Source organism: Kluyvera sp. EC_51, assembly GCF_019584505.1.
Lineage (GTDB): Bacteria > Pseudomonadota > Gammaproteobacteria > Enterobacterales > Enterobacteriaceae > Kluyvera > Kluyvera sichuanensis.
In genome coordinates, this window is sequence record NZ_VDAG01000029.1 from 52,637 (window position 1) to 72,563 (window position 19,927).

The window sequence follows — 19,927 nt, forward strand, 5'->3', positions numbered from 1 at the left end:
GCGACGAAGGAAAATGCTCTCATGTTAATCGGTCCTTATGTAAATGGGTCTGCCGTGATTATCGGCGGACTGGTCGGCGCCATTGCCGGGGGAAAACTCCCGGACCGCGTGAAAACGGCGTTGCCAATGACCTTTGGGCTTTGCTCAGTAGGCCTGGGTATTACGCTGGTGCTGAAGGTGAAATATATGCCTGCGGTGGTACTGGCGATGATCGTCGGCGCGCTAATTGGTGAGTTGCTGCATCTGGAAAGCGGTATTGGTAAAGCGGCTGGCTCTACCCGCGGCCTTATCAACAAAGTCTTTCCACCGGTGCAGGGGTTAAGCCACGAAGAGTTCACCGAGAAGTTTGTGGCGATTCTGGTGCTGTTCTGCGCCAGCGGCACAGGTGTGTTCGGGGCGATGACCGAAGGGATGAGCGGCGATCCGTCGATTCTGTATATCAAAACCATTCTGGATCTGTTCACCGCCGGGATTTTCGCCACCCTGCTTGGCTTTGCGGTGATGACCATCGCCATCCCACAGTTGGTGATCCAGCTGGCACTGGCAATGCTAGCGGTATTCCTGATGCCGATGATCACCCCATCGATGATGGCCGACTTCTCCTGCGCCGGTGGGCTGCTGATGGTCGCCACCGGGTTGCGTATCTGTAACATTAAGCTTTTCCCGGTTGCTAACATGTTGCCAGGGCTTGTTTTGGTAATGCCTTTTTCCCATTTATGGGCTACGCTGGTTGCCTGAGTATATGGCCCGGCGGGTTTATGCCGGGTCATCATTCATTTTCAGGAGTCGTCATGACAGGCGAACACGTCATTTTGCTCGATGAGCACGATAAACCTTCAGGTATTCTGGAGAAGTACGCCGCTCATACCCTCTCCACTCCCCTGCATCTTGCTTTCTCTTGCTGGTTATTCAACGAACGCGGCCAGTTTCTGGCAACGCGCCGCTCCTTAAGCAAGGTCGCCTGGCCCGGCGTATGGACCAACTCGGTGTGCGGCCATCCGCAGCAGGGCGAAACCTTTGAACAGGCCATTATCCGTCGCTGCCGTTTTGAGCTGGGCGTTGAGATTGCCGACATCACCCCCGTCGCCACCGAATTCCGCTATCGCGCGGTGGCGCCAAACGGCATCGTGGAAAACGAAGTCTGCCCGGTCTATGCCGCACAGGTAACAAGTGAACTACAGGTAAATAGCGACGAGGTGATGGACTACCAATGGTGTGAACTTGAGAACATTTTACAAGGATTGCGCGCAACCCCTTGGGCATTCAGCCCCTGGATGGTCAAACTATCATCTCAGGATGCTGCACGCACTGCATTACTGAACTATTGTCGCCAATAATAAAACTAAGCGCGTATCAAAATAATTGATAAGCGCTTATCAAAGATATGCTGATGAATATTTATAGCTTCCGATTTATTCACCGACATCTTACTTATACCTCCACCTTATCAAACTTCATCTTACTCTGCATAAAATCAATCATGCCTATTATGTGTAAATAATAGAATTGAGACCCCTCACGTTTTTCCACTCCAATATGACATATAAAATCATACCAACGGTTAAAAACTATTACTCATAACCTAAAAGCAAATTAAGTACAAAGACATTTGTAAAAACAATAGTATTTCATTCATAAATTAAGGCCGATATAAATAACGTATTTAATATATTTATTTAATCAATATAAACAGGACACCGGAGGTCTGATGAAAACATCTTCACCCTACAAACCATTGCTGCTCACATTAGTCGCACTCAGCCTGACGGTGCTTCCTGCGCAGGCCGGAAAAGGACGCTGGCAGCAGCATACCGGCAAAGGATACCTGATGTGCGATGCCATGTTCAAAGAGCTAAAACGTCATGATTTTTCGAGGACAAAATCTGAAGAATCATGCGCCATTTACCAGGTACTCCCGCAGGCAAAATTATTCCGACGGCCGGAATGGAAAAAACTGGCCCCGAACCAATACCGGCCGCTTCTGCGCCGTATCTTTGCCAGAGACTACTATCGGCTTGATTTACCAGAAAAAGATCGAGGGATGTTACGACTGTTCGATAATGACCTGTATCAGCCAGATAGTGTTTTGGACTCACTGACTGCTGAGCAAAAAGACAATATTGAGAAAAAAATTGATAGTTTTATCGCCAACGGAAGATATCTGCAGGTCTGGAGCATGCCCCTCCCCACCTGGCTTGAAGAGGAGGCTAAACGCCTTGATATATCCACCGCCCCATTAACCTTTGTGCAATACGCTGGCCCATTTCCAGAACCCGTGAAGAGCATAATTAAGGACGAATGCAAAAGCCTCAGGCTGCCCATGCCCGACATTCTGGCACAAGGACTTATCCTTGTTAACGACAGCCTGACAGGGCTTGAACCGAGAGCAATACGTTCCGAAAACGAGCTGAACACGCTTCTTTCAGGTGCCATTCGACAGGCCGTCTGGTATTCAGATGTCTATTTATATAAAGGTACACCTTATTTTATCGATAACATAGAAATAAGTACTTATAGCTTCAAATACAGGAAATGGTCGTTTAACCCAGACGCCAATTGTGAAATCTTCTATAACGATAGAATTAAATAACATAAGGAATTATTTATTATGACACTTAAATGGCATACCATTAATAATTTCACTGATACTCTCTATACTATGCTCTTAAAGACGTGCTGATAACCATTCATATATTAATGCTTTATAGGTTTCGTTTAGTCTTCCTGAATGTTATTCATAAACACCACTTATAAAGCGCTCTATTATTTCATAGGACATCAATCATGCATATTATGCATAAATGAGAAAACAGAGACGCCCCACATTTTTTCACCCTGACATGGAATATAAGATCATATCAACAGTTAAAAAACACTAATTCATAATCTAAAAACAAACTTAGGATAGCAATATTTATAAAAACAATAATATTTCACCCATAAATTAAGGCCGACAGAAATAACGCATTTAATATATTTATTTAATCAATCTAAACAGGACACCGGAGGTCTGATGAAAACATCTTCACCCTACAAACCATTGCTGCTCACATTAGTCGCACTCAGCCTGACGGTGCTTCCTGCGCAGGCCGGAAAAGGACGCTGGCAGCAGCATACCGGCAAGGGATACCTGATGTGTGACGCCATGTTCAAAGAGCTTAAGCGCCATGATTTCTCAAAGACAAAGTCTGAAACAGCATGCGCCATTTACCAGGTACTCCCGCAGGCAAAATCATTCCGACGGCCGGAATGGAAAAAATTGGACCCGAACCAATACCGGCCGCTTCTGCGCCGTATCTTTGTCAGAGACTACTATCGGATTGATTTACCAGAAAAAGATCGAGGGTTGTTACAACTGTTCGATGATGACCTATATCAGCCAGATAGTGTTTTGGACTCACTGACTGCTGAGCAAAAAGACAATATTGAGAAAAAAATTGATAGTTTTATCGCCAACGGAAGATATCTGCAGGTCTGGAGCATGCCCCTCCCCACCTGGCTTGAAGAGGAGGCTAAACGCCTTGATATATCCACCGCCCCATTAACCTTTGTGCAATACGCTGGCCCAATTCCTGAACCTGTGAAGAGCATAATTAAGGACGAATGTAAAAGCCTCAGGCTGCCCATGCCCGACATTCTGGCACAAGGACTTATCCTTGTTAACGACAGCCTGACAGGGCTTGAACCGAGAGCCATACTTCCCGAAAACAAGCAGCACACGCTTCTTTCAGGTGCCATTCGACAGGCCGCCTGGAAGTCAGATATCTATTTATATAAAGGCACGCCTTATTTTATCGATAACATAGTAATGAGTACTTATAGCTTCAAATACAGGAAATGGTCGTTTAACCCAGACGCCAATTGTGAAATCTTCTATAACGATGGAATTAAATAACATAAGGAATTATTTACTATGACACTTAAATGGCATTCCATTAATAATTTTACTGATACTCTCTATACTATGCTCTTTGCACTCGAGACTAAAAGTAAAGAAGACCGTCTTAAAAGTCTTGAGTTAAGTGACGTAGACGGTCACCCGACCATTGGCGTAGGTTTCGATCTTTATACTGGGGGGGATACCGTAAGGCTCGCTGTTTTGAAAGAAATGGGATTAATATGGACTAATGATTCAGTCCCGTTAACTGAATCACAAAAAATAGAAAATGGTTATATTTCACGCCTCCGTGCGCTAATGATAGCTCGTACTACAAATGTCACAAGATATAACGCTATTTTACAAGAGCGGCACGACGACACTAATCCAGACTTCGCCCCCGCTGAACCTCGTCGCCTTGAGTTTAAATTTAATAATGAAAATGAATCTAAGGCAGCCTTCAGTTCACTCTGGAGTAGTGTTTATAGTGGCCGATTGAGAGAGATAATTAATATTGATGACGAAAAATTTGCAAACTCCAAAGAACAGCTGGTTCTTGCCAGCTGCGTATGGGGGAATTCAGGCCTCGTTGGCCCGCGCTTAAGAGAAGCAATTGATACCGGCAACCGCGCTGCTGCCTGGTATGAAATTCGTTACAATTCAAATGCCCCCGGTCAGACAGTTCGCCCCGGAATTGCTAAACGTCGATTTATGGAGTCGCAAATATTTGGCCTCTACGATGATCCAAATAATGTCGGCACGGCAGAAGCACAAAATATATTCCGAGTTCTTCAGGAAAACCGAGAAAAAATCCTGGAGTATGAGGCAGCATTTGGTCATGCGCCGGATATCACTACGGCAGAGCCAAAAAAAGACAAGATTGCCGAGGCTAATACAGATTATAAAGCGATTTTAGATCTGGCACAAAACGTTTCAGGAAAGGAAGTTAGCGATCTCACCGAAATACTTAACCCTGCCCGTGACGCGCTCCTTGAATCACTCAAAGCGCTCGGCTATGAGAATAGTCACGAATGGTTTGGGGGTAGTGAATTAATATCCACCAATATTTACCTGGCACTCAATAACACCGACCAGGTTATCGACAGTAGCAAGTACCAGAAGAATAACTTTGCCGACGGCGTAGCGGATCTGATGATTGGCGGCAGCGGGGACGATAACCTTTCAAGCTACGCGGGCGATGATGTCCTGATGGGTGAAAGTGGTAATGATAAATTGTTTGCAGGAAAAGGTGACGATGTTCTCTACGGTGGAATGGGTAGCGATACCTTATACGGTGGTGGAGGTGACGATATTCTTTATGCCCAGGGCGGCTTTAATTTAAATAATATCATTCAGGATAATAAGAGGACGGACATACTTTACGGCGGCGACCTTCTCACACCATTTGATGGTGATGCCGATACGCTCTATGGCGGCGCTGGGTTTAACTCTTTCGTCGTCGACGATTTTGACACTATTCATCTTACCGATAAGGCGGATATTCATGGTTCAGTATTCTTATCTGACAGCAATCATCAACTGGTAGAGCTAAAAGAAGCCACTCACTCAGAAGGCGACCCAGAAGGCACATACACCGATTATGTCGGTAATAAATATACCTTTGACGGCAATACGCTAGTGATTAATAACGGTCTTAGAATTACTGATTTTAAAAAATGGGCAATAGTTGATACAGATGCAGCAGGAAATAGAGTCTGGTCAGCATTAGGTATTACTATCCGGAGCGACGAGGAAGAGGATGCCTCTGAAGAAGATCCGTCAGGTACCAACAATAAGAATGCCAAAGATAAAATGCCGGATAACGGAGAGGCTGAGAAAGTGGATCCTGTGGTCATCGACATGGATGGCAACGGTGTAGAAACGCTGTCCGGTAGGGGAGTTCATTTTGATTACGGCGGTGACGGCGTCAGGGAACTGAGCGGCTGGGCAGCGGCGAGCGACGGTTTTCTGGTTCGCGATCTAAATGGCGACGGCAAGATCAATAATGGACGGGAACTGTTCGGCAACCATACTCTGCTGCAAGATGGCAGTACCGCCAGCAATGGTTTTCAGGCGCTGCTGGAGCTCGATGATAATCAGGACGGAATAATCGACGCCCAGGACAAAGTCTGGTCATCGCTGCAAATCTGGCAGGATAAAAACAGTAACGGCGAAACGGATGACGGTGAACTCGTCACTCTAAGCGATGCCGGCGTGGCAGCAATCGATATCCGCTATGCCTCTTCAACCTATCAGGACACCAATGGCGAAGCTCACCGGCAGACCAGCACCGTCAAGTGGGCTGACGGCAGGACCACGGTCAGTGCCGACGTCTGGTTTAAGATAGATCAGTCCGATCGCGTTCACGTCAATGACGTTCCCCTGACGACGGATGTGATTCAACTGCCAAACGCACGAGGCTTTGGCAACGTATCCGATCTACGTGAAGCAATGGCTCAGGACGATATATTAAAAGCGCTGGTTACCGAATACATTGCGGAAACTGACAGCGGCCAAAAAGAAGCGCTGCTGGATAAGCTGATTTATCAATGGGCGGGAGTACAAGACGTTGCTGCTACCAGGTTGTACTCCGTTACCGCGCAGCAGGTCGCCCTGCTGGAGCAACTTACTGCCTCATCTTATAACCACTGGTATCATGGATCAAAGATCGCGGCAGAACCTTCAACACTGCTGCTGAAAGAATATCAACAATTCAGGAATTACACCAGCGCACAGTTACTGGCGCAGACCACCCTCTATGACCACCTGAAAGATGTCGTATTAACAGGGTTTAATTCCGGTGTCGCTGGTGTAGTCATTAGCCTGGAGGCGGCACAAGCGCTGTTTACCAAACTCTATCAGGCTGGCGAATATGCTCTGCTCAACGAGGTGAGCTCTACATTAATTGACCTCTCTATTTATTCTGACTACAACCGACAGAAACTGGCAGACCTCCGCTACACGTTAATTCAGCATGAACCAGGTATGGTCGACTATCTGGCCGATGACGCAGAATTCTCCCCATCCTCAGATGCGTCTAAAACCCCTGAAGCTCCCGAGGTTCCTGAAGTGCCGGAGCAGGAAGAAGAAACCAGCGATAACTTTTTCACCGGTGGCGACGAGAGCGAGTCGCTATTTGGAGATACCGGGGCTAACACGCTTAGCGGCGGTAAAGGCAGCGACTATCTGTGTGGTGGTGAGGGAGACGACACCTATTTGTTCAATGCGGGTGACGGCCAGGAAGTGATTTTTGAATACAGCGGTGACCTGGAGGATTTCTCTCGAATTAACGAAAATGAAGATAGCCAGCGCGCCAGAGCGCTGCTTGCAGGCCAGGATACAATCCGTTTTGGGCAAGGGTTGTCTCCTGACAAGGCCATACTCACCCAGGATGATTATGATTTAGTCATTACCTTCCAGGGTAGCGATGATAGCGTGACGGTAAAAAAGTACTTCTACAAAAATGAGCAGATTGTAGAAAGCCTAATCTTTGCCGATGGAACCATCTGGAACCAGGAAGACGTCGCGGCACGAGCCCTGGCGGGAACAGAAGACGATCAATTTCTGATGGCAATGCTAGATGGCAGTGAAATTCATGCCGCTGGCGGAGACGACACGCTCGAAGGAAGACAGGGCAATGATGTGCTTTATGGCGACGAAGGAAACGACGCAATTACCGGCGGAAGCGGAGACGATATTCTGTCCGGTGGCGCAGGCGATGACGTTCTTCAGGGCGGCCACGGAAATGATATCTACCTGTTTAATAAAGGCGACGGGCACGATTATATCTTTAGCAATATGTCGTCGTGGAACGAACCAGAAGATACCAGCCAGGACACACTGCGCTTTGGGGAGGGAATTAGACCCGAAGAAGTTCAGTTCCTACGAGATGGTGACAGCCTGATCATCAGCGTTGAAAGCGGAGAAGGTAGTATCACCATCGAGGAGTACTTTTCTGCCGCCTATTCGCTGATATCACGGATTGAGTTTGCTGATGGCACTTTCTGGGATACGGCAGCCATTAGCGCAGCGCTCCACTCCGTGCACGATGCCCCACAGACGCTCACGGCAACAGAAGCGGGTGGCGTACTCGAGGCCGGTGATAACGATGACTCTCTGTACGGCTTATCCGGTGACGATAAGCTCTATGGTATGGGCGGCAATGACCGGCTCAACGGTGGTGAAGGTAACGATTTTCTGTCCGGCGGTGAAGGCAGCGATACCTATACGTTTAACGCAGGTGATGGTCAGGATATTATTGAAGATCAAGGCTATGCCGACCAGCGAGACAGCAATACGCTCTATTTTGGCGAAGGGCTGCTGGCGGAAAATGCCATCGTACAACGTAGCTACGATGATCTACTCATCACCTTCAAAGACAGTGATGATAGCGTCACCATCAGGAGCTATTTTCTTAACAGCGTCCCTACGCTGGATAGCATTAACTTTTCCGATGGCACCACCTGGAATCAAACGATAATCAAGACCCTAACGCTTAGCGGCACGGATGGGGACGATAATCTCATGGCGTTTGCTGAGGGTAGCCATATTGACGGAGGCGGAGGCAACGATTCTCTCGAGGGCTCTCTGGGAGATGACTATCTGGATGGTGGTGAAGGGAACGATTGGCTTACAGGTTGGGAAGGTAACGATATGCTGGCAGGTGGTGCCGGAGACGATGAGCTTTCAGGCTGGGAAGGCAACGACATACTGTACGGCGGTGCCGGTGACGATCTGCTCTATGGTGAAGCAGGTAATGACATGCTTTACGGCGGGTCCGGGGACGACCAGCTCTATGGCGATGTCGGTAATGACACGCTGGCCGGCGGCGAAGGGAATGATACGTTAAGCGGAGGGACAGGGAGCGATACGTATCTTTTCAACGCTGGCGACGGACAGGATTTCGTCGATGAATGGGGAAATTATTCTGAGTACAGACACGATACGGATACCATCCGTTTTGGTCGTGACCTGCGGTCTGACGCCGCCATCGCCTCTCGTCAGGACGATGACCTGATTATCGCTTTCCCGGATACCGGTGACAGCATCACCCTGAACGATTACTTCTACCCTTACGCTCGCCCCGACTACCGTATCGTTTTTGCTGACGGTGCCGAGTGGGACTACGAAACTATGCGAGCCATGGTGCTCAGGGGCCATGACAATAACCAGACGCTGACAGCATTTGAGGAAGGCAGTGAAATTCATGCCGCAGGTGGCGATGACACGCTAATTGGTGATACGGGCGATGACATACTGCACGGCGACGACGGGAACGATACGCTGTATGGCAACGACGGTGATGACCTGTTAAGCGGCGGCGCAGGGAACGATACGCTTTGCGGCGGTTATGGCAAAGACACCTACTTGTTCAATGCCGGAGACGGCCAGGATCACATCACCAGCACCATCGGGGAAATTGCCATTGATACGCTACATCTAGGAGACACGCTGCTGGCGAAAAACACCCTGATATATCGTAGCGGTAACAGCCTGGTTATCAGCTTTCGCGACAGCACCGATAACGTGACGCTCACTGACTACTTCAGCAGGCCCCCGATCGCAAGGATCGTTTTTGCCGATGGTACAACGTGGGATTGCGATATGATTGAAAACCAATATCTCCTCCGCGCAGGAACTGACGAGGCACAGTCTCTCTTTGCTCAAAACTCCGGCAGCGAAATCCACGCCGCTGGCGGGAATGACACCCTTAACGGAGGTAACGGCGACGATGCGCTGTACGGCGACGACGGTGACGATACGATTTCCGGTGCGGGTGGTAGCGATACCCTATATGGTGGAAATGGCAATGATATGCTGGCTGGCGGCGCTGGCGACGATCTGCTGGCGGGTAACGCAGGAAACGATACGCTGAAGGGCGATGCCGGTAGAGATACGCTGTACGGCGATGATGGTGACGACGCGCTAAATGGCGGCGAGGGCAATGACTGGCTAAGCGGCGGTGCAGGAAATGACCATCTGGATGGTGGAAAAAATAACGACCAACTGTCAGGCGGTGCGGGAAACGATAGTCTCCTGGGCGGATATGGTAGTGATATTTACCTGTTTAGCGCCGGGGACGGTCAGGACGTCATTACCGAAGGCTATAGCTACAGCGGCGATAACGACACTCTCCGTTTTGGCGACGGAACCGAAGCGGCAAAAGCTATCGTACAGCGCAACAGCAACGATTTACTGATTACGTTTGAAGACAGCACGGACAGCGTCACGGTGAAAGACTACTTCTCTGCGGCAAAATACCGGGTTGAACATATCACTTTTGCCGACGGCACGGACTGGCTAATTGAAGATGTTCTTAATCATATCGAAGATGATATTCCGCTACCGCTGGCGCAACCCGCCGATGCACCGGTATCGTTGCAGAAAATCAGGGAACAGATGGCCATGTTTACCGCCGATAGTGATAACGATGATGACTGCGTGGTCAACATGTCTCCATCTCTCAGCACGGCACGTACTACTGTCAACTCGCTGATGAGTGCGTAAACCTGCCGGTTTATGTCGCGTAAAAACAAACCCCGGCACATGGCCGGGGTTTGTTTTATCTCACGCTATCGCGATTATTTCACCGGACGCATGGCCGGGAACAGAATCACGTCGCGGATGGTGTGGCTGTTGGTGAACAGCATGACCATACGGTCGATACCGATACCCAGACCCGCGGTCGGTGGCAGGCCGTGTTCCAGCGCGGTGACGTAGTCTTCGTCGTAGAACATCGCTTCGTCATCACCCGCTTCTTTGGCGTTAACCTGATCCTGGAAGCGCTGCGCCTGATCTTCTGCGTCGTTCAGCTCGCTGAAACCGTTACCGATTTCGCGGCCGCCGATGAAGAATTCAAAGCGGTCAGTGATTTCCGGGTTCACGTCGTTACGACGCGCCAGCGGAGAAACTTCAGCCGGATATTCGGTGATGAAGGTTGGCTGAATCAGGTGCGCTTCCGCCACTTCTTCGAAGATCTCGGTCACGATACGGCCCAGACCCCAGCTCTTCTCAACGTGAACGCCGATGCTTTCCGCAATGGCTTTCGCAGAGTCGAAGTTATCGAGATCGGCCATGTCAGTTTCCGGGCGATATTTCTTGATAGCTTCGCGCATGGTCAGTTTTTCGAACGGCTTGCCGAAATCAAAAGTCTGGTCGCCGTAAGGTACTTCGGTGTGGCCCAGAATATCCTGCGCCAGCGTGCGGAACAGAGATTCGGTCAGTTCGATCAGATCTTTGTAGTCCGCGTACGCCATATAGAGTTCCATCATGGTGAACTCTGGGTTGTGGCGAACGGAGATACCTTCGTTACGGAAGTTACGGTTGATTTCGAACACGCGTTCGAAGCCACCAACCACCAGACGCTTCAGGTACAGTTCCGGCGCGATACGCAGGTACATGTCCATATCCAGCGCATTATGATGGGTGATGAACGGACGGGCAGACGCGCCGCCAGGGATCACCTGCATCATTGGGGTTTCCACTTCCATAAAGTTGCGGCCAACCATGAACTGACGAATACCCGCCAGGATCTGGGAACGCACTTTGAAGGTGTTACGGGAAGTATCGTTGGAGATCAGATCCAGATAACGCTGACGATAGCGCGCTTCCTGATCCTGCAGGCCGTGGAATTTGTCCGGCAGCGGGCGCAGTGCTTTGGTCAGCAGGCGCAGCTCGGTGCAATGGATAGACAGTTCACCGGTTTTGGTTTTGAACAGTTTACCCTTCGCGCCCAGGATGTCGCCGAGGTCCCATTTCTTGAACTGCTCGTTGTAAACGCCTTCCGGCAGATCGTCACGCGCCACGTACAGCTGAATACGGCCGCCAACGTCCTGTAAAGTCACGAAGGAAGCTTTACCCATAATACGGCGAGTCATCATACGACCGGCAACGGAAACTTCGATATTCAGCGCTTCCAGCTCTTCGCTGTCCTTGCTATCGAATTCAGCGTGCAGTTGATCAGAGGTACGGTCACGACGGAAATCGTTCGGGAACGGGATGCCCTGCTCACGCAGTGCAGCCAGCTTCTCGCGGCGTGCCTTCATTTCGTTATTAAGATCGACTACCTCGTCAGCGCCTTGTGCGTTTTGTTCAGACATGTTGGTTCCTCATAACCCTGCTTTCAGACTTGCTTCGATAAATTGATCCAGACTTCCGTCCAGTACCGCCTGCGTATTGCGGGTTTCAACCCCGGTGCGCAGGTCTTTAATACGGGAATCGTCCAGGACATATGAACGAATCTGGCTACCCCAGCCGATGTCGGACTTGGTGTCTTCCATCGCCTGTTTTTCTGCATTCTTTTTCTGCATTTCCAGTTCATAAAGCTTCGCTTTCATCTGCTTCATGGCCTGGTCTTTGTTTTTGTGCTGAGAACGGTCGTTCTGGCACTGCGTCACGATCCCAGTTGGGATATGGGTGATACGCACCGCGGATTCCGTACGGTTAACGTGCTGACCGCCCGCGCCGGATGCGCGATACACGTCGATACGCAGATCCGCCGGGTTGATTTCGATATCGATATCGTCGTCAACTTCCGGGTAAACAAACGCGGAGCTAAAGGAGGTGTGGCGACGGCCGCCGGAGTCAAACGGGCTCTTACGGACCAGACGGTGAACGCCGGTTTCCGTACGCAGCCAGCCGTACGCGTAGTCGCCGGAGATTTTAATGGTTACGGATTTAATCCCGGCCACGTCCCCTTCGGACTCTTCAATAATTTCGGTTTTAAAGCCACGCGCTTCTGCCCAACGCAGATACATACGCTCGAGCATGCTTGCCCAGTCCTGCGCTTCAGTACCGCCAGAACCTGCCTGGATATCGAGATAGCAATCGGCGCTGTCATACTCACCGGAGAACATACGACGGAATTCCAGCTGTGCCAGCTTCTCTTCCAGGGTATTGAGTTCTGCAACGGCTTCGTTGAAGGTCTCTTCGTCTTCGGCTTCTACAGCCAATTCCAGCAGGCCGGATACATCTTCCAGACCCTGAGACATTTGATCGAGGGTGTCGACAATCGCTTCAAGTGAGGAACGCTCTTTGCCCAGCGCCTGCGCGCGTTCGGGTTCGTTCCAGACATCCGGCTGTTCCAGCTCGGCGTTTACTTCTTCCAGACGCTCTTTCTTAGCATCATAGTCAAAGATACCCCCTAAGAACGTCGGAGCGCTCCGTGAGGTCCTGAATGCGATTATTTACCGGGTTTATTTCAAACATGGTCTATTTTCTTTTAATGGACGAGAAAAATGCGGTTATAAGAGCGGAATCTTAGCGGATTCCCGCTCTTAATTACAGTATAAGCGATGCTAAATCGGCCAGAGATGATCGATGATAAGCTGCAGGGTTCGGTTGCCGCGATATTCGTTGATATCCAGACGGTACGCCAGCGTCACTTCGCGCACGCCGTTATCCGGCCAGACGGCGGTATCAACGTTAAACGCAATGCCGTCCAGCAGCGGGCCGCCGCCGACCGGTTCAACCATCACCTTAAGATGACGTTCACCAACCAGGCGCTGTTGCAGCAGGCGAAAACGCCCGTCAAACAGCGGTTCCGGGAACATCTGCCCCCACGGCCCGGCTTCACGCAGCATCTGCGCCATCTCCAGCGTCATCTCCTGCGGGCTCAGTTCACCATCGGAGAGAATCTCACCCTGCAACAGCGCCGGGTCCAGCCATTCGGTGACCAGTTCGCCAAAGCAGCGCTGGAACTCTTCGAAGCGTTCTTCTTCGAGAGAAAGTCCCGCCGCCATCGCGTGGCCGCCGAACTTGAGCATCAACCCAGGGTGCAGCGTATCCAGACGCTCCAGCGCATCGCGCATATGCAGCCCCTGAATGGATCGTCCCGAGCCTTTAAGCTGACCGTTACCCGCCGGGGCAAAAGCGATCACCGGCCGATGGAAACGCTCTTTGATACGCGACGCCAGAATGCCAACCACGCCCTGGTGCCACTCGGGGTGATACATCGCCAGCCCGCCCGGCAGTTCGGCGCGGCTGCGCTCAAGCTGCTCGCACAGGGTCAGCGCTTCTGCCTGCATCCCCTGCTCTATCTCTTTACGCGTCTGGTTCAACGCATCCAGCTCGTTTGCCAGCACGCGGGCTTCGCCGAGGTTATCGCACAGCAGCAACGCCACGCCGACCGACATATCGTCCAGACGACCGGCCGCGTTCAGGCGTGGACCGAGCGCAAAGCCAAGATCGCTTGCCACCAGCTTCGCCGCCTCGCGGTTGGCAATCTCCAGCAGCGCTTTAATCCCCGGGCGACAGTAACCGGCCCGAATGCGGCTCAGCCCTTGCCAGGTCAGGATGCGGTTATTGGCATCCAGCGGCACCACGTCGGCAACCGTCCCCAGCGCGACGAGATCGAGAAACTCGACGATCTTCGGCACGGGGATCCCACGTTTTTCGAACCAACCTTTCTCTTTCAGGTGGTTACACAGCACCAGCATCAGATAAAAGGCCACGCCTACGCCCGCCAGGGATTTTGACGGGAACGGGCAGTCGACGAGATTCGGGTTAACCATCGCATCCGCCTTGGGCAGCGTTTCGCCCGGCAGGTGATGATCCGTCACCAGCACGCTGATCCCAAGGTCATGCGCATGATCGACCCCGGTATGGGAAGAGATCCCGTTGTCCACCGTCATGATCATCTGCGCGCCGCGAGCGTGGGCCTGATCGACCACTTCCGGGCTTAACCCGTAACCGTCCTCAAAACGGTTCGGCACCAGGTATTCGACGTTCTGGCAGCCCATCGCCCGCAGGGCGAGCACGCTCAGTGCAGTACTGGTCGCGCCATCGGCATCGAAGTCGCCCACCACCATGATGCGCAGCTCTTTTTCAAACGCGTCATGCAGCATCTCGACGGCTTTTTCCACGCCCGTCAGCGAGCGCCAGTGCAGCATGCCTTTCAGGCCACGCTCCAGATCGTCCGGGGTTTTCACCCCGCGGCTGGCATACAGACGGCGCAGCAGCGGCGACAGTTCGCCCGGCAACACGATTGAATCATCCACCTCACGGCGGCGAAGTTGAGTCTGTGGTTTCACGCGAATTATTTACCGCTGGTCTGTTTCTGGTGTTCGTCGAGGAAGGCTTTCATCTCTTTCGGCCCCTGATAGCCCGGAACCACGTAGCCGTTGTTGAGCACGATAGCCGGAGTGCCGGTCACGCCGAACTGCACGCCGAGCGCGTAGTGGTTGGCAATGTCGATATCGCAGGTGGCGGCCTGAACGCCTTTGCCGTTCATCGCATCGTCAAACGCTTTGTTGCGGTCTTTGGCACACCAGATGGATTTCATATCCTGCTCAGCCTGGCTCTGGATCCCCTGACGCGGGAAGGCCAGATAGCGCACGGTGATCCCCAACGCGTTGTAGTCTTTCATCTCTTCATGCAGCTTGTGGCAGTAGCCACAGGTGATGTCGGTAAAGACGGTAATCACATGCTTTTCCTGCGGCGCTTTGTAGACAATCATCTCTTTTTCCAGCGCGTTCAGGTGGGTCATCAGCAGTGCGTTGGTGACGTTCACCGGCTGCGCGCCGCTGACGTCATACATTGGCCCCTGAATAATGTGCTTGCCGTCATCGGTGACGTACAGCACGCCGCTGTTGGTCAGGACGGTTTTCATCCCGGCGACCGGCGCCGGCTGAATATCGGTGCTCTGCACGCCCAGTTTCGCCAGCGACTGCTTGATAGCGGCATCGTCAGCGTGCGCCAGGCCGGAAAATGCCGCCGCCAGCAGGGTGAACATCATTAAACCTTGTTTCATAAACTGTCCTTTTAAATCAGCATCATGCTCGTGGATGGTGCTGTTGATGAAGTTGTCGCAGCCGCTCTGTCGCGACGTGCGTATAAATTTGTGTGGTCGACAAATCGCTATGCCCCAACAGCATTTGTACGACACGCAGATCCGCGCCGTGGTTCAGCAAATGCGTCGCAAAAGCGTGGCGCAACACGTGCGGTGACAGTTTTTCGCTGTCGATACCCGCCAACTGGGCATAGTGCTTAATGCGGTGCCAGAAGGTCTGACGCGTCATCTGCTGGGCACGCTGACTCGGGAACAAGACGTCAATCGCCACGCCGTTAAGCATCCAGGGGCGGCCATGCTCCAGCCAGTTCTCAACCCAGTAAACGGCCTCTTCGCCGAGCGGAACCAGCCGCTCTTTATTGCCTTTACCGATCACCCGAACCACGCCCTGACGCAGGCTGATATCACTCATCGTCAGCCCCACCAGTTCGGAAACGCGCAGGCCGGTAGCATACAGCACTTCAAGCATAGCTTTATCGCGAAGCTCCAGCGGCTGATCGACCAGCGGTGCCTGTAGCAAACGCTCTACCTGCGCTTCGCTGAGATCTTTCGGTAGCCGCTGGGGGAGTTTCGGTGATGCCAACTGGGCGCTGGGATCGTCCGGACGGAATTTTTCACGATACAGATGCTGGAAGAAGCGTCGCATGGCGCTCAGCAGTCGGGCGGTGCTGGTTGCTTTATAGCCCCCCTGCTGACGTTCGGCGAGCAAATTTTGCAGGTCGTCGCTTTGCGCTGTTTCCAGCGAGAGTTCGCGGTGCGCCAGCCACTCTACCACCATGGTCAAGTCACGGCGGTAGGCGCTAAGGGTATTTTCAGCCAGATTGCGCTCCAGCCACAGCGCATCGAGAAACTGTTCGATTCGTGCAAGATCCTTATCCACCTCGGCCCCTCTGCGTGTTAAATCAGCACCATTATGCCTGAATTAGCCCCCTTTCTGGTACACTGGGCGCATCATCATCGCAAGAATCGAGAGCAGTACGTCATGAATATCGGCCTTTTTTACGGTTCCAGCACCTGCTACACCGAGATGGCAGCGGAAAAAATTCGCGACATTATCGGTCCGGAACTGGTCACATTACATAACCTGAAAGATGATTCCCCCGCCCTGATGGAGCAATATGAGGTGCTCATTCTCGGCATTCCAACCTGGGATTTCGGTGAAATTCAGGAAGATTGGGAAGCGGTCTGGGAACAGCTCGACACGCTAGACCTGGAAGGTAAAATCATCGCGCTGTACGGCATGGGAGACCAGCTCGGCTACGGCGAGTGGTTCCTCGATGCGCTGGGTATGCTGCACGATAAGCTGGCGAGCAAAGGGGTGAAATTTGTCGGCTACTGGCCAACTGAAGGCTACGAGTTCACCAGCCCGAAACCGGTGATTGCTGACGGGCAGCTATTCGTCGGTCTCGCGCTGGATGAAACCAACCAGTACGATCTTAGCGATGAACGCATTCAGAGCTGGTGCGAACAGATTCTCGGCGAGATGGCCGAGCAGTTCTCTTAGTGCTTCGTGGGCGCGGGCTGCTGCAGAAGAATTCTCCGCAGGTCGCGCCACTCTTCAGGATTCATGCTGTCAGCCGCCAGCCACAGATGCTGACGACGGCCACCATTCAGGCGACGAATCCGTAGCATCATCCCCGAATTCAGCATCCACGGCGTACCAAGCAGTTCGTAATCCTGATTGCGCCAGCGCAGCCTTGCGTCCATCAACAGCTTAATCTCCCCCTGATGCGAGTGAATGCGTCGTTGGCTACGTACGCAGTCAAACACCACCAGCGACAGCAAAAGCAGCCAGAGCGGCGTGTAACTCAACGGCCACGGCATCAGCAGCACGAAAGCCGCCACCAGACCGTGGAGCAATAAAGAGAGCCACTGTGAGCGCCAGGAGACGCGTAAATCAGATTGCCACAGGACCACGTTCCCGATTCCGTGTTTGAATGAGTTGTACCATGCGCTCAAGGTTAGCGTCGTCAGGCTTGCCGTGGTTCATCAGCCAGTTGAAGAGGTCAGGATCGTCGCATTCAAGAAGACGAATGAAGACCGCTTTGTCTTCATCGCTGAGCGTGTCGTACTCGTGCTCAAAGAACGGCATGATGGAGATATCGAGTTCGCGCATACCGCGGCGGCATGCCCAGTGGATACGGGCTTTATTATTGATGTCCATAATTTCCTTCCAGCATTACGTTGTGACTAGTTTAACGTGTTTTTTGCCGTTACCTTACTGGAATATCACGTTTCACGCGTCATATTCCGAAAAAAGCCCTGAAATATGAAAGGGATTATTTTTCTTTCGAGCCGCTTCGCAGAACGCGCAGAGGGCACAAAACGCCCTGCAAAAGCGCTTGCAATGGCAGGCATCTCTTTTACCATGAGTGAATAAGTGCGTTCGCAACTCTATTCAGGACATCAATATGGCTTTTACTCCGTTTCCTCCACGTCAGCCAGGCGTCTCTGCCCGCTTACCGCTGACGCTGATGACGCTCGATGATTGGGCGCTGGCGACCGTGACCGGTGCCGACAGTGAAAAATACCTGCAGGGTCAGGTAACGGCAGACGTGGCGCAATTGACTGAGCATCAGCATCTGCTGGTCGCCCACTGCGATGCGAAAGGCAAAATGTGGAGCAACCTGCGCCTGTTCCATCGTCAGGATGGTTTTGCATTTATTGAGCGCCGCAGCGTCCGTGAAGCGCAACTGACCCAACTGAAAAAATACGCCGTCTTCTCGAAGGTGGTGATTGCGCCAAACGATGACGCGGTGCTGCTGGGCGTGGCCGGTTTCCAGGCCCGCGCCGCGCTGGCTAACCTGTTCGCGGAACTGCCAAACGCCGAGAAACCGTGCCTGCAGGAAGGTGAAACTTCCCTGCTGTGGTTTGCCCATCCGGAAGAACGTTTCCTGCTGGTGACCGATACCGCAACCGCTGAACGCATCACCGAAGCCCTGCGCGGCGAAGCCCAGCTTAACAACAGCCAGCAGTGGCTGGCGCTGGATATCGAAGCCGGTCTGCCGGTGATTGATGAAGCAAACAGCGCGCAGTTTATTCCGCAGGCAACTAACCTGCAGGCGCTGGGCGGCATCAGCTTCAAAAAAGGGTGCTATACCGGGCAGGAGATGGTCGCTCGCGCCAAATTCCGCGGGGCCAACAAACGCGCGCTATGGACGCTGGCAGGCAAAGCCGCTCGCGTACCGGAAGCCGGTGAAGACCTTGAGCTCAAGATGGGTGACAACTGGCGACGTACCGGCACCGTGCTGGCCGCCGTACAGCTGGAAGATGGTCAGATACTGGTGCAGGTCGTGATGAACAACGATATGGAAGCCGATAGCGTGTTCCGCGTGCGCGACGATGCCAATACGTTGAGCATTAAGCCGCTGCCGTATTCGTTAGACGAAGAGTAGTTGAGTTTCGTGCCTCGCCCGGGCTACCGATCAACCGTAGCCCGGCCAAGCGCAGCGCCGCCGGGGTTGCACCGAATCTATGCGTGTTGCCCCACGTACAGATAAATGGCCAGAAAATGACAGGCGCTACCGCCCAGCACAAACGCATGCCAGATAGCATGGTTGTAGGGAATGCGCTTACAGACGTAGAAAATCACCCCCAGCGAATAAACCACCCCGCCGACCGCCAGCAGCGTCACGCCGCCAATCGCCAGCTTCACCGCCAGTTGATAGACCACAATCAGCGACAGCCAACCCATCGTCAAATAGGTCACCAGCGACAGAACTTTAAAGCGGTGCGCAATGGTCAGCTTAAACAGGATCCCCAGCAGCGCCAGGCTCCAGATAACAATCATCAGCCCTTTCGCCAGCGGCGAGTCCAGCCCCACCAGCAGGAATGGCGTATAGGTGCCGGCAATCAGCAGGTAGATAGCGCAGTGGTCGAATTTTTTCAGCCACACCTTGGCCCGCTGTGACGGAATGGCGTGATACAGCGTGGAGACCAGAAACAGCAGGATCATGCTGCCGCCGTACAGGCTGTAGCTGGTGATCGCTGTGGCGTTGGCGTTAGCGTCAACGGCCTGAACCAGCAGTAAAACCAGCCCGACAATCCCCAGGACAAAGCCAACGCCGTGGCTGATGCTATTGGCAATTTCCTCTGCCAGAGAATATCCCTGCTTGATGAGTGGTTTCTTATCCATTACGCGCTCCGGGCGAACGACAAATTAAGCAAACACCCTAGCGTAACTGAGAATGGTTCCAGTGAACACATGTAAGCTAAAATAAAAAAATGAATTTTTATAAACTCAAAATAATCAGTGAGTTAAC

15 protein-coding genes are annotated in these 19,927 nt (G+C 52.2%); 7 read left to right on the top strand and 8 right to left on the bottom strand.

What is annotated here, in order from left to right:
- The first annotated feature begins 21 nt into the window (after window positions 1-21).
- The 5 genes from FHC49_RS08250 (at window position 22) to FHC49_RS24360 (ending at window position 10,384) form a co-directional block, all read left to right on the top strand.
- Window positions 22-738 carry a DUF554 domain-containing protein gene (locus FHC49_RS08250; protein ID WP_185670155.1) on the top strand — a complete coding sequence of 239 codons (717 nt, stop codon included), beginning with the start codon at window positions 22-24 and terminating at the stop codon, window positions 736-738.
- 53 nt (window positions 739-791) lie between these two features.
- Window positions 792-1,337, top strand: a complete 546-nt coding sequence (idi, locus tag FHC49_RS08255; RefSeq protein ID WP_185670156.1) for an isopentenyl-diphosphate Delta-isomerase — start codon at window positions 792-794, stop codon at window positions 1,335-1,337.
- 371 nt (window positions 1,338-1,708) lie between these two features.
- On the top strand, window positions 1,709-2,590 hold the full coding sequence (locus FHC49_RS08260) for a hypothetical protein (protein ID WP_220439505.1): 882 nt from the start codon (window positions 1,709-1,711) through the stop codon (window positions 2,588-2,590).
- Between the two features lie 423 nt (window positions 2,591-3,013).
- Window positions 3,014-3,895, top strand: a complete 882-nt coding sequence (locus FHC49_RS08265) for a hypothetical protein (protein WP_220439506.1) — start codon at window positions 3,014-3,016, stop codon at window positions 3,893-3,895.
- An 18-nt stretch (window positions 3,896-3,913) separates the two neighbouring features.
- Window positions 3,914-10,384, top strand: a complete 6,471-nt coding sequence (locus tag FHC49_RS24360; RefSeq protein ID WP_255581258.1) for a calcium-binding protein — start codon at window positions 3,914-3,916, stop codon at window positions 10,382-10,384.
- Between the two features lie 74 nt (window positions 10,385-10,458).
- Here the strand turns inward: FHC49_RS24360 and lysS are convergent, their stop codons facing one another.
- The 5 genes from lysS to xerD all read right to left on the bottom strand — a co-directional run bounded on the left by lysS (window position 10,459) and on the right by xerD (window position 16,545).
- Window positions 10,459-11,976 carry a lysine--tRNA ligase gene (gene lysS, locus FHC49_RS08320; RefSeq protein WP_220439507.1) on the bottom strand — a complete coding sequence of 506 codons (1,518 nt, stop codon included), beginning with the start codon at window positions 11,974-11,976 and terminating at the stop codon, window positions 10,459-10,461.
- Between the two features lie 9 nt (window positions 11,977-11,985).
- A protein-coding gene (gene prfB / locus FHC49_RS08325) for a peptide chain release factor 2 (protein WP_115073720.1) occupies window positions 11,986-13,084 on the bottom strand; the annotation gives its coding sequence in 2 pieces (ribosomal slippage) (window positions 11,986-13,008 and window positions 13,010-13,084; 1,098 coding nt in all).
- An 89-nt stretch (window positions 13,085-13,173) separates the two neighbouring features.
- Window positions 13,174-14,907 (bottom strand): single-stranded-DNA-specific exonuclease RecJ, encoded by a 1,734-nt coding sequence (gene recJ / locus FHC49_RS08330; RefSeq protein WP_220439508.1) that lies wholly within the window; start codon window positions 14,905-14,907, stop codon window positions 13,174-13,176.
- Between the two features lie 5 nt (window positions 14,908-14,912).
- Window positions 14,913-15,626: a bifunctional protein-disulfide isomerase/oxidoreductase DsbC gene (gene dsbC / locus FHC49_RS08335; protein ID WP_185669858.1), complete on the bottom strand. Its 714-nt coding sequence runs from the start codon at window positions 15,624-15,626 to the stop codon at window positions 14,913-14,915.
- 22 nt (window positions 15,627-15,648) lie between these two features.
- Window positions 15,649-16,545, bottom strand: a complete 897-nt coding sequence (gene xerD, locus FHC49_RS08340; protein WP_185669859.1) for a site-specific tyrosine recombinase XerD — start codon at window positions 16,543-16,545, stop codon at window positions 15,649-15,651.
- Between the two features lie 102 nt (window positions 16,546-16,647).
- On the opposite strand from xerD, the gene fldB reads away from it, so the two are divergent.
- Window positions 16,648-17,169 carry a flavodoxin FldB gene (fldB, locus tag FHC49_RS08345; RefSeq protein WP_185669860.1) on the top strand — a complete coding sequence of 174 codons (522 nt, stop codon included), beginning with the start codon at window positions 16,648-16,650 and terminating at the stop codon, window positions 17,167-17,169.
- On the opposite strand, the gene FHC49_RS08350 is transcribed toward fldB, so the two are convergent.
- Together FHC49_RS08350 and sdhE are read right to left on the bottom strand one after the other, a co-directional pair.
- Window positions 17,166-17,582 carry a protein YgfX gene (locus FHC49_RS08350; protein ID WP_185669861.1) on the bottom strand — a complete coding sequence of 139 codons (417 nt, stop codon included), beginning with the start codon at window positions 17,580-17,582 and terminating at the stop codon, window positions 17,166-17,168. The genes fldB and FHC49_RS08350 overlap by 4 nt on opposite strands.
- Window positions 17,563-17,829 carry an FAD assembly factor SdhE gene (sdhE, locus tag FHC49_RS08355; protein ID WP_185669862.1) on the bottom strand — a complete coding sequence of 89 codons (267 nt, stop codon included), beginning with the start codon at window positions 17,827-17,829 and terminating at the stop codon, window positions 17,563-17,565. The genes FHC49_RS08350 and sdhE overlap by 20 nt, the downstream gene beginning before the upstream one ends.
- 247 nt (window positions 17,830-18,076) lie before the next feature.
- Here sdhE and ygfZ point away from each other — a divergent pair, with 247 nt between their 5' ends.
- Window positions 18,077-19,060 (top strand): tRNA-modifying protein YgfZ, encoded by a 984-nt coding sequence (gene ygfZ, locus FHC49_RS08360; protein ID WP_185669863.1) that lies wholly within the window; start codon window positions 18,077-18,079, stop codon window positions 19,058-19,060.
- Between the two features lie 77 nt (window positions 19,061-19,137).
- On the opposite strand, the gene FHC49_RS08365 is transcribed toward ygfZ, so the two are convergent.
- Window positions 19,138-19,800 carry a hemolysin III family protein gene (locus FHC49_RS08365; RefSeq protein ID WP_220439509.1) on the bottom strand — a complete coding sequence of 221 codons (663 nt, stop codon included), beginning with the start codon at window positions 19,798-19,800 and terminating at the stop codon, window positions 19,138-19,140.
- Window positions 19,801-19,927: the final 127 nt, after the last annotated feature.

Excerpts from the sequence above, each read along its gene's own strand:
- FHC49_RS08250 (WP_185670155.1), top strand. The coding sequence starts at position 22 with ATGTTAATCGGTCCTTATGTAAATGGGTCTGCCGTGATTATCGGCGGA.
- idi (WP_185670156.1), top strand. The coding sequence starts at position 792 with ATGACAGGCGAACACGTCATTTTGCTCGATGAGCACGATAAACCTTCA.
- FHC49_RS08260 (WP_220439505.1), top strand. The coding sequence starts at position 1,709 with ATGAAAACATCTTCACCCTACAAACCATTGCTGCTCACATTAGTCGCA.
- FHC49_RS08265 (WP_220439506.1), top strand. The coding sequence starts at position 3,014 with ATGAAAACATCTTCACCCTACAAACCATTGCTGCTCACATTAGTCGCA.
- FHC49_RS24360 (WP_255581258.1), top strand. The coding sequence starts at position 3,914 with ATGACACTTAAATGGCATTCCATTAATAATTTTACTGATACTCTCTAT.
- lysS (WP_220439507.1), bottom strand. The coding sequence starts at position 11,976 with ATGTCTGAACAAAACGCACAAGGCGCTGACGAGGTAGTCGATCTTAAT.
- dsbC (WP_185669858.1), bottom strand. The coding sequence starts at position 15,626 with ATGAAACAAGGTTTAATGATGTTCACCCTGCTGGCGGCGGCATTTTCC.
- fldB (WP_185669860.1), top strand. The coding sequence starts at position 16,648 with ATGAATATCGGCCTTTTTTACGGTTCCAGCACCTGCTACACCGAGATG.
- sdhE (WP_185669862.1), bottom strand. The coding sequence starts at position 17,829 with ATGGACATCAATAATAAAGCCCGTATCCACTGGGCATGCCGCCGCGGT.
- ygfZ (WP_185669863.1), top strand. The coding sequence starts at position 18,077 with ATGGCTTTTACTCCGTTTCCTCCACGTCAGCCAGGCGTCTCTGCCCGC.
- FHC49_RS08365 (WP_220439509.1), bottom strand. The coding sequence starts at position 19,800 with ATGGATAAGAAACCACTCATCAAGCAGGGATATTCTCTGGCAGAGGAA.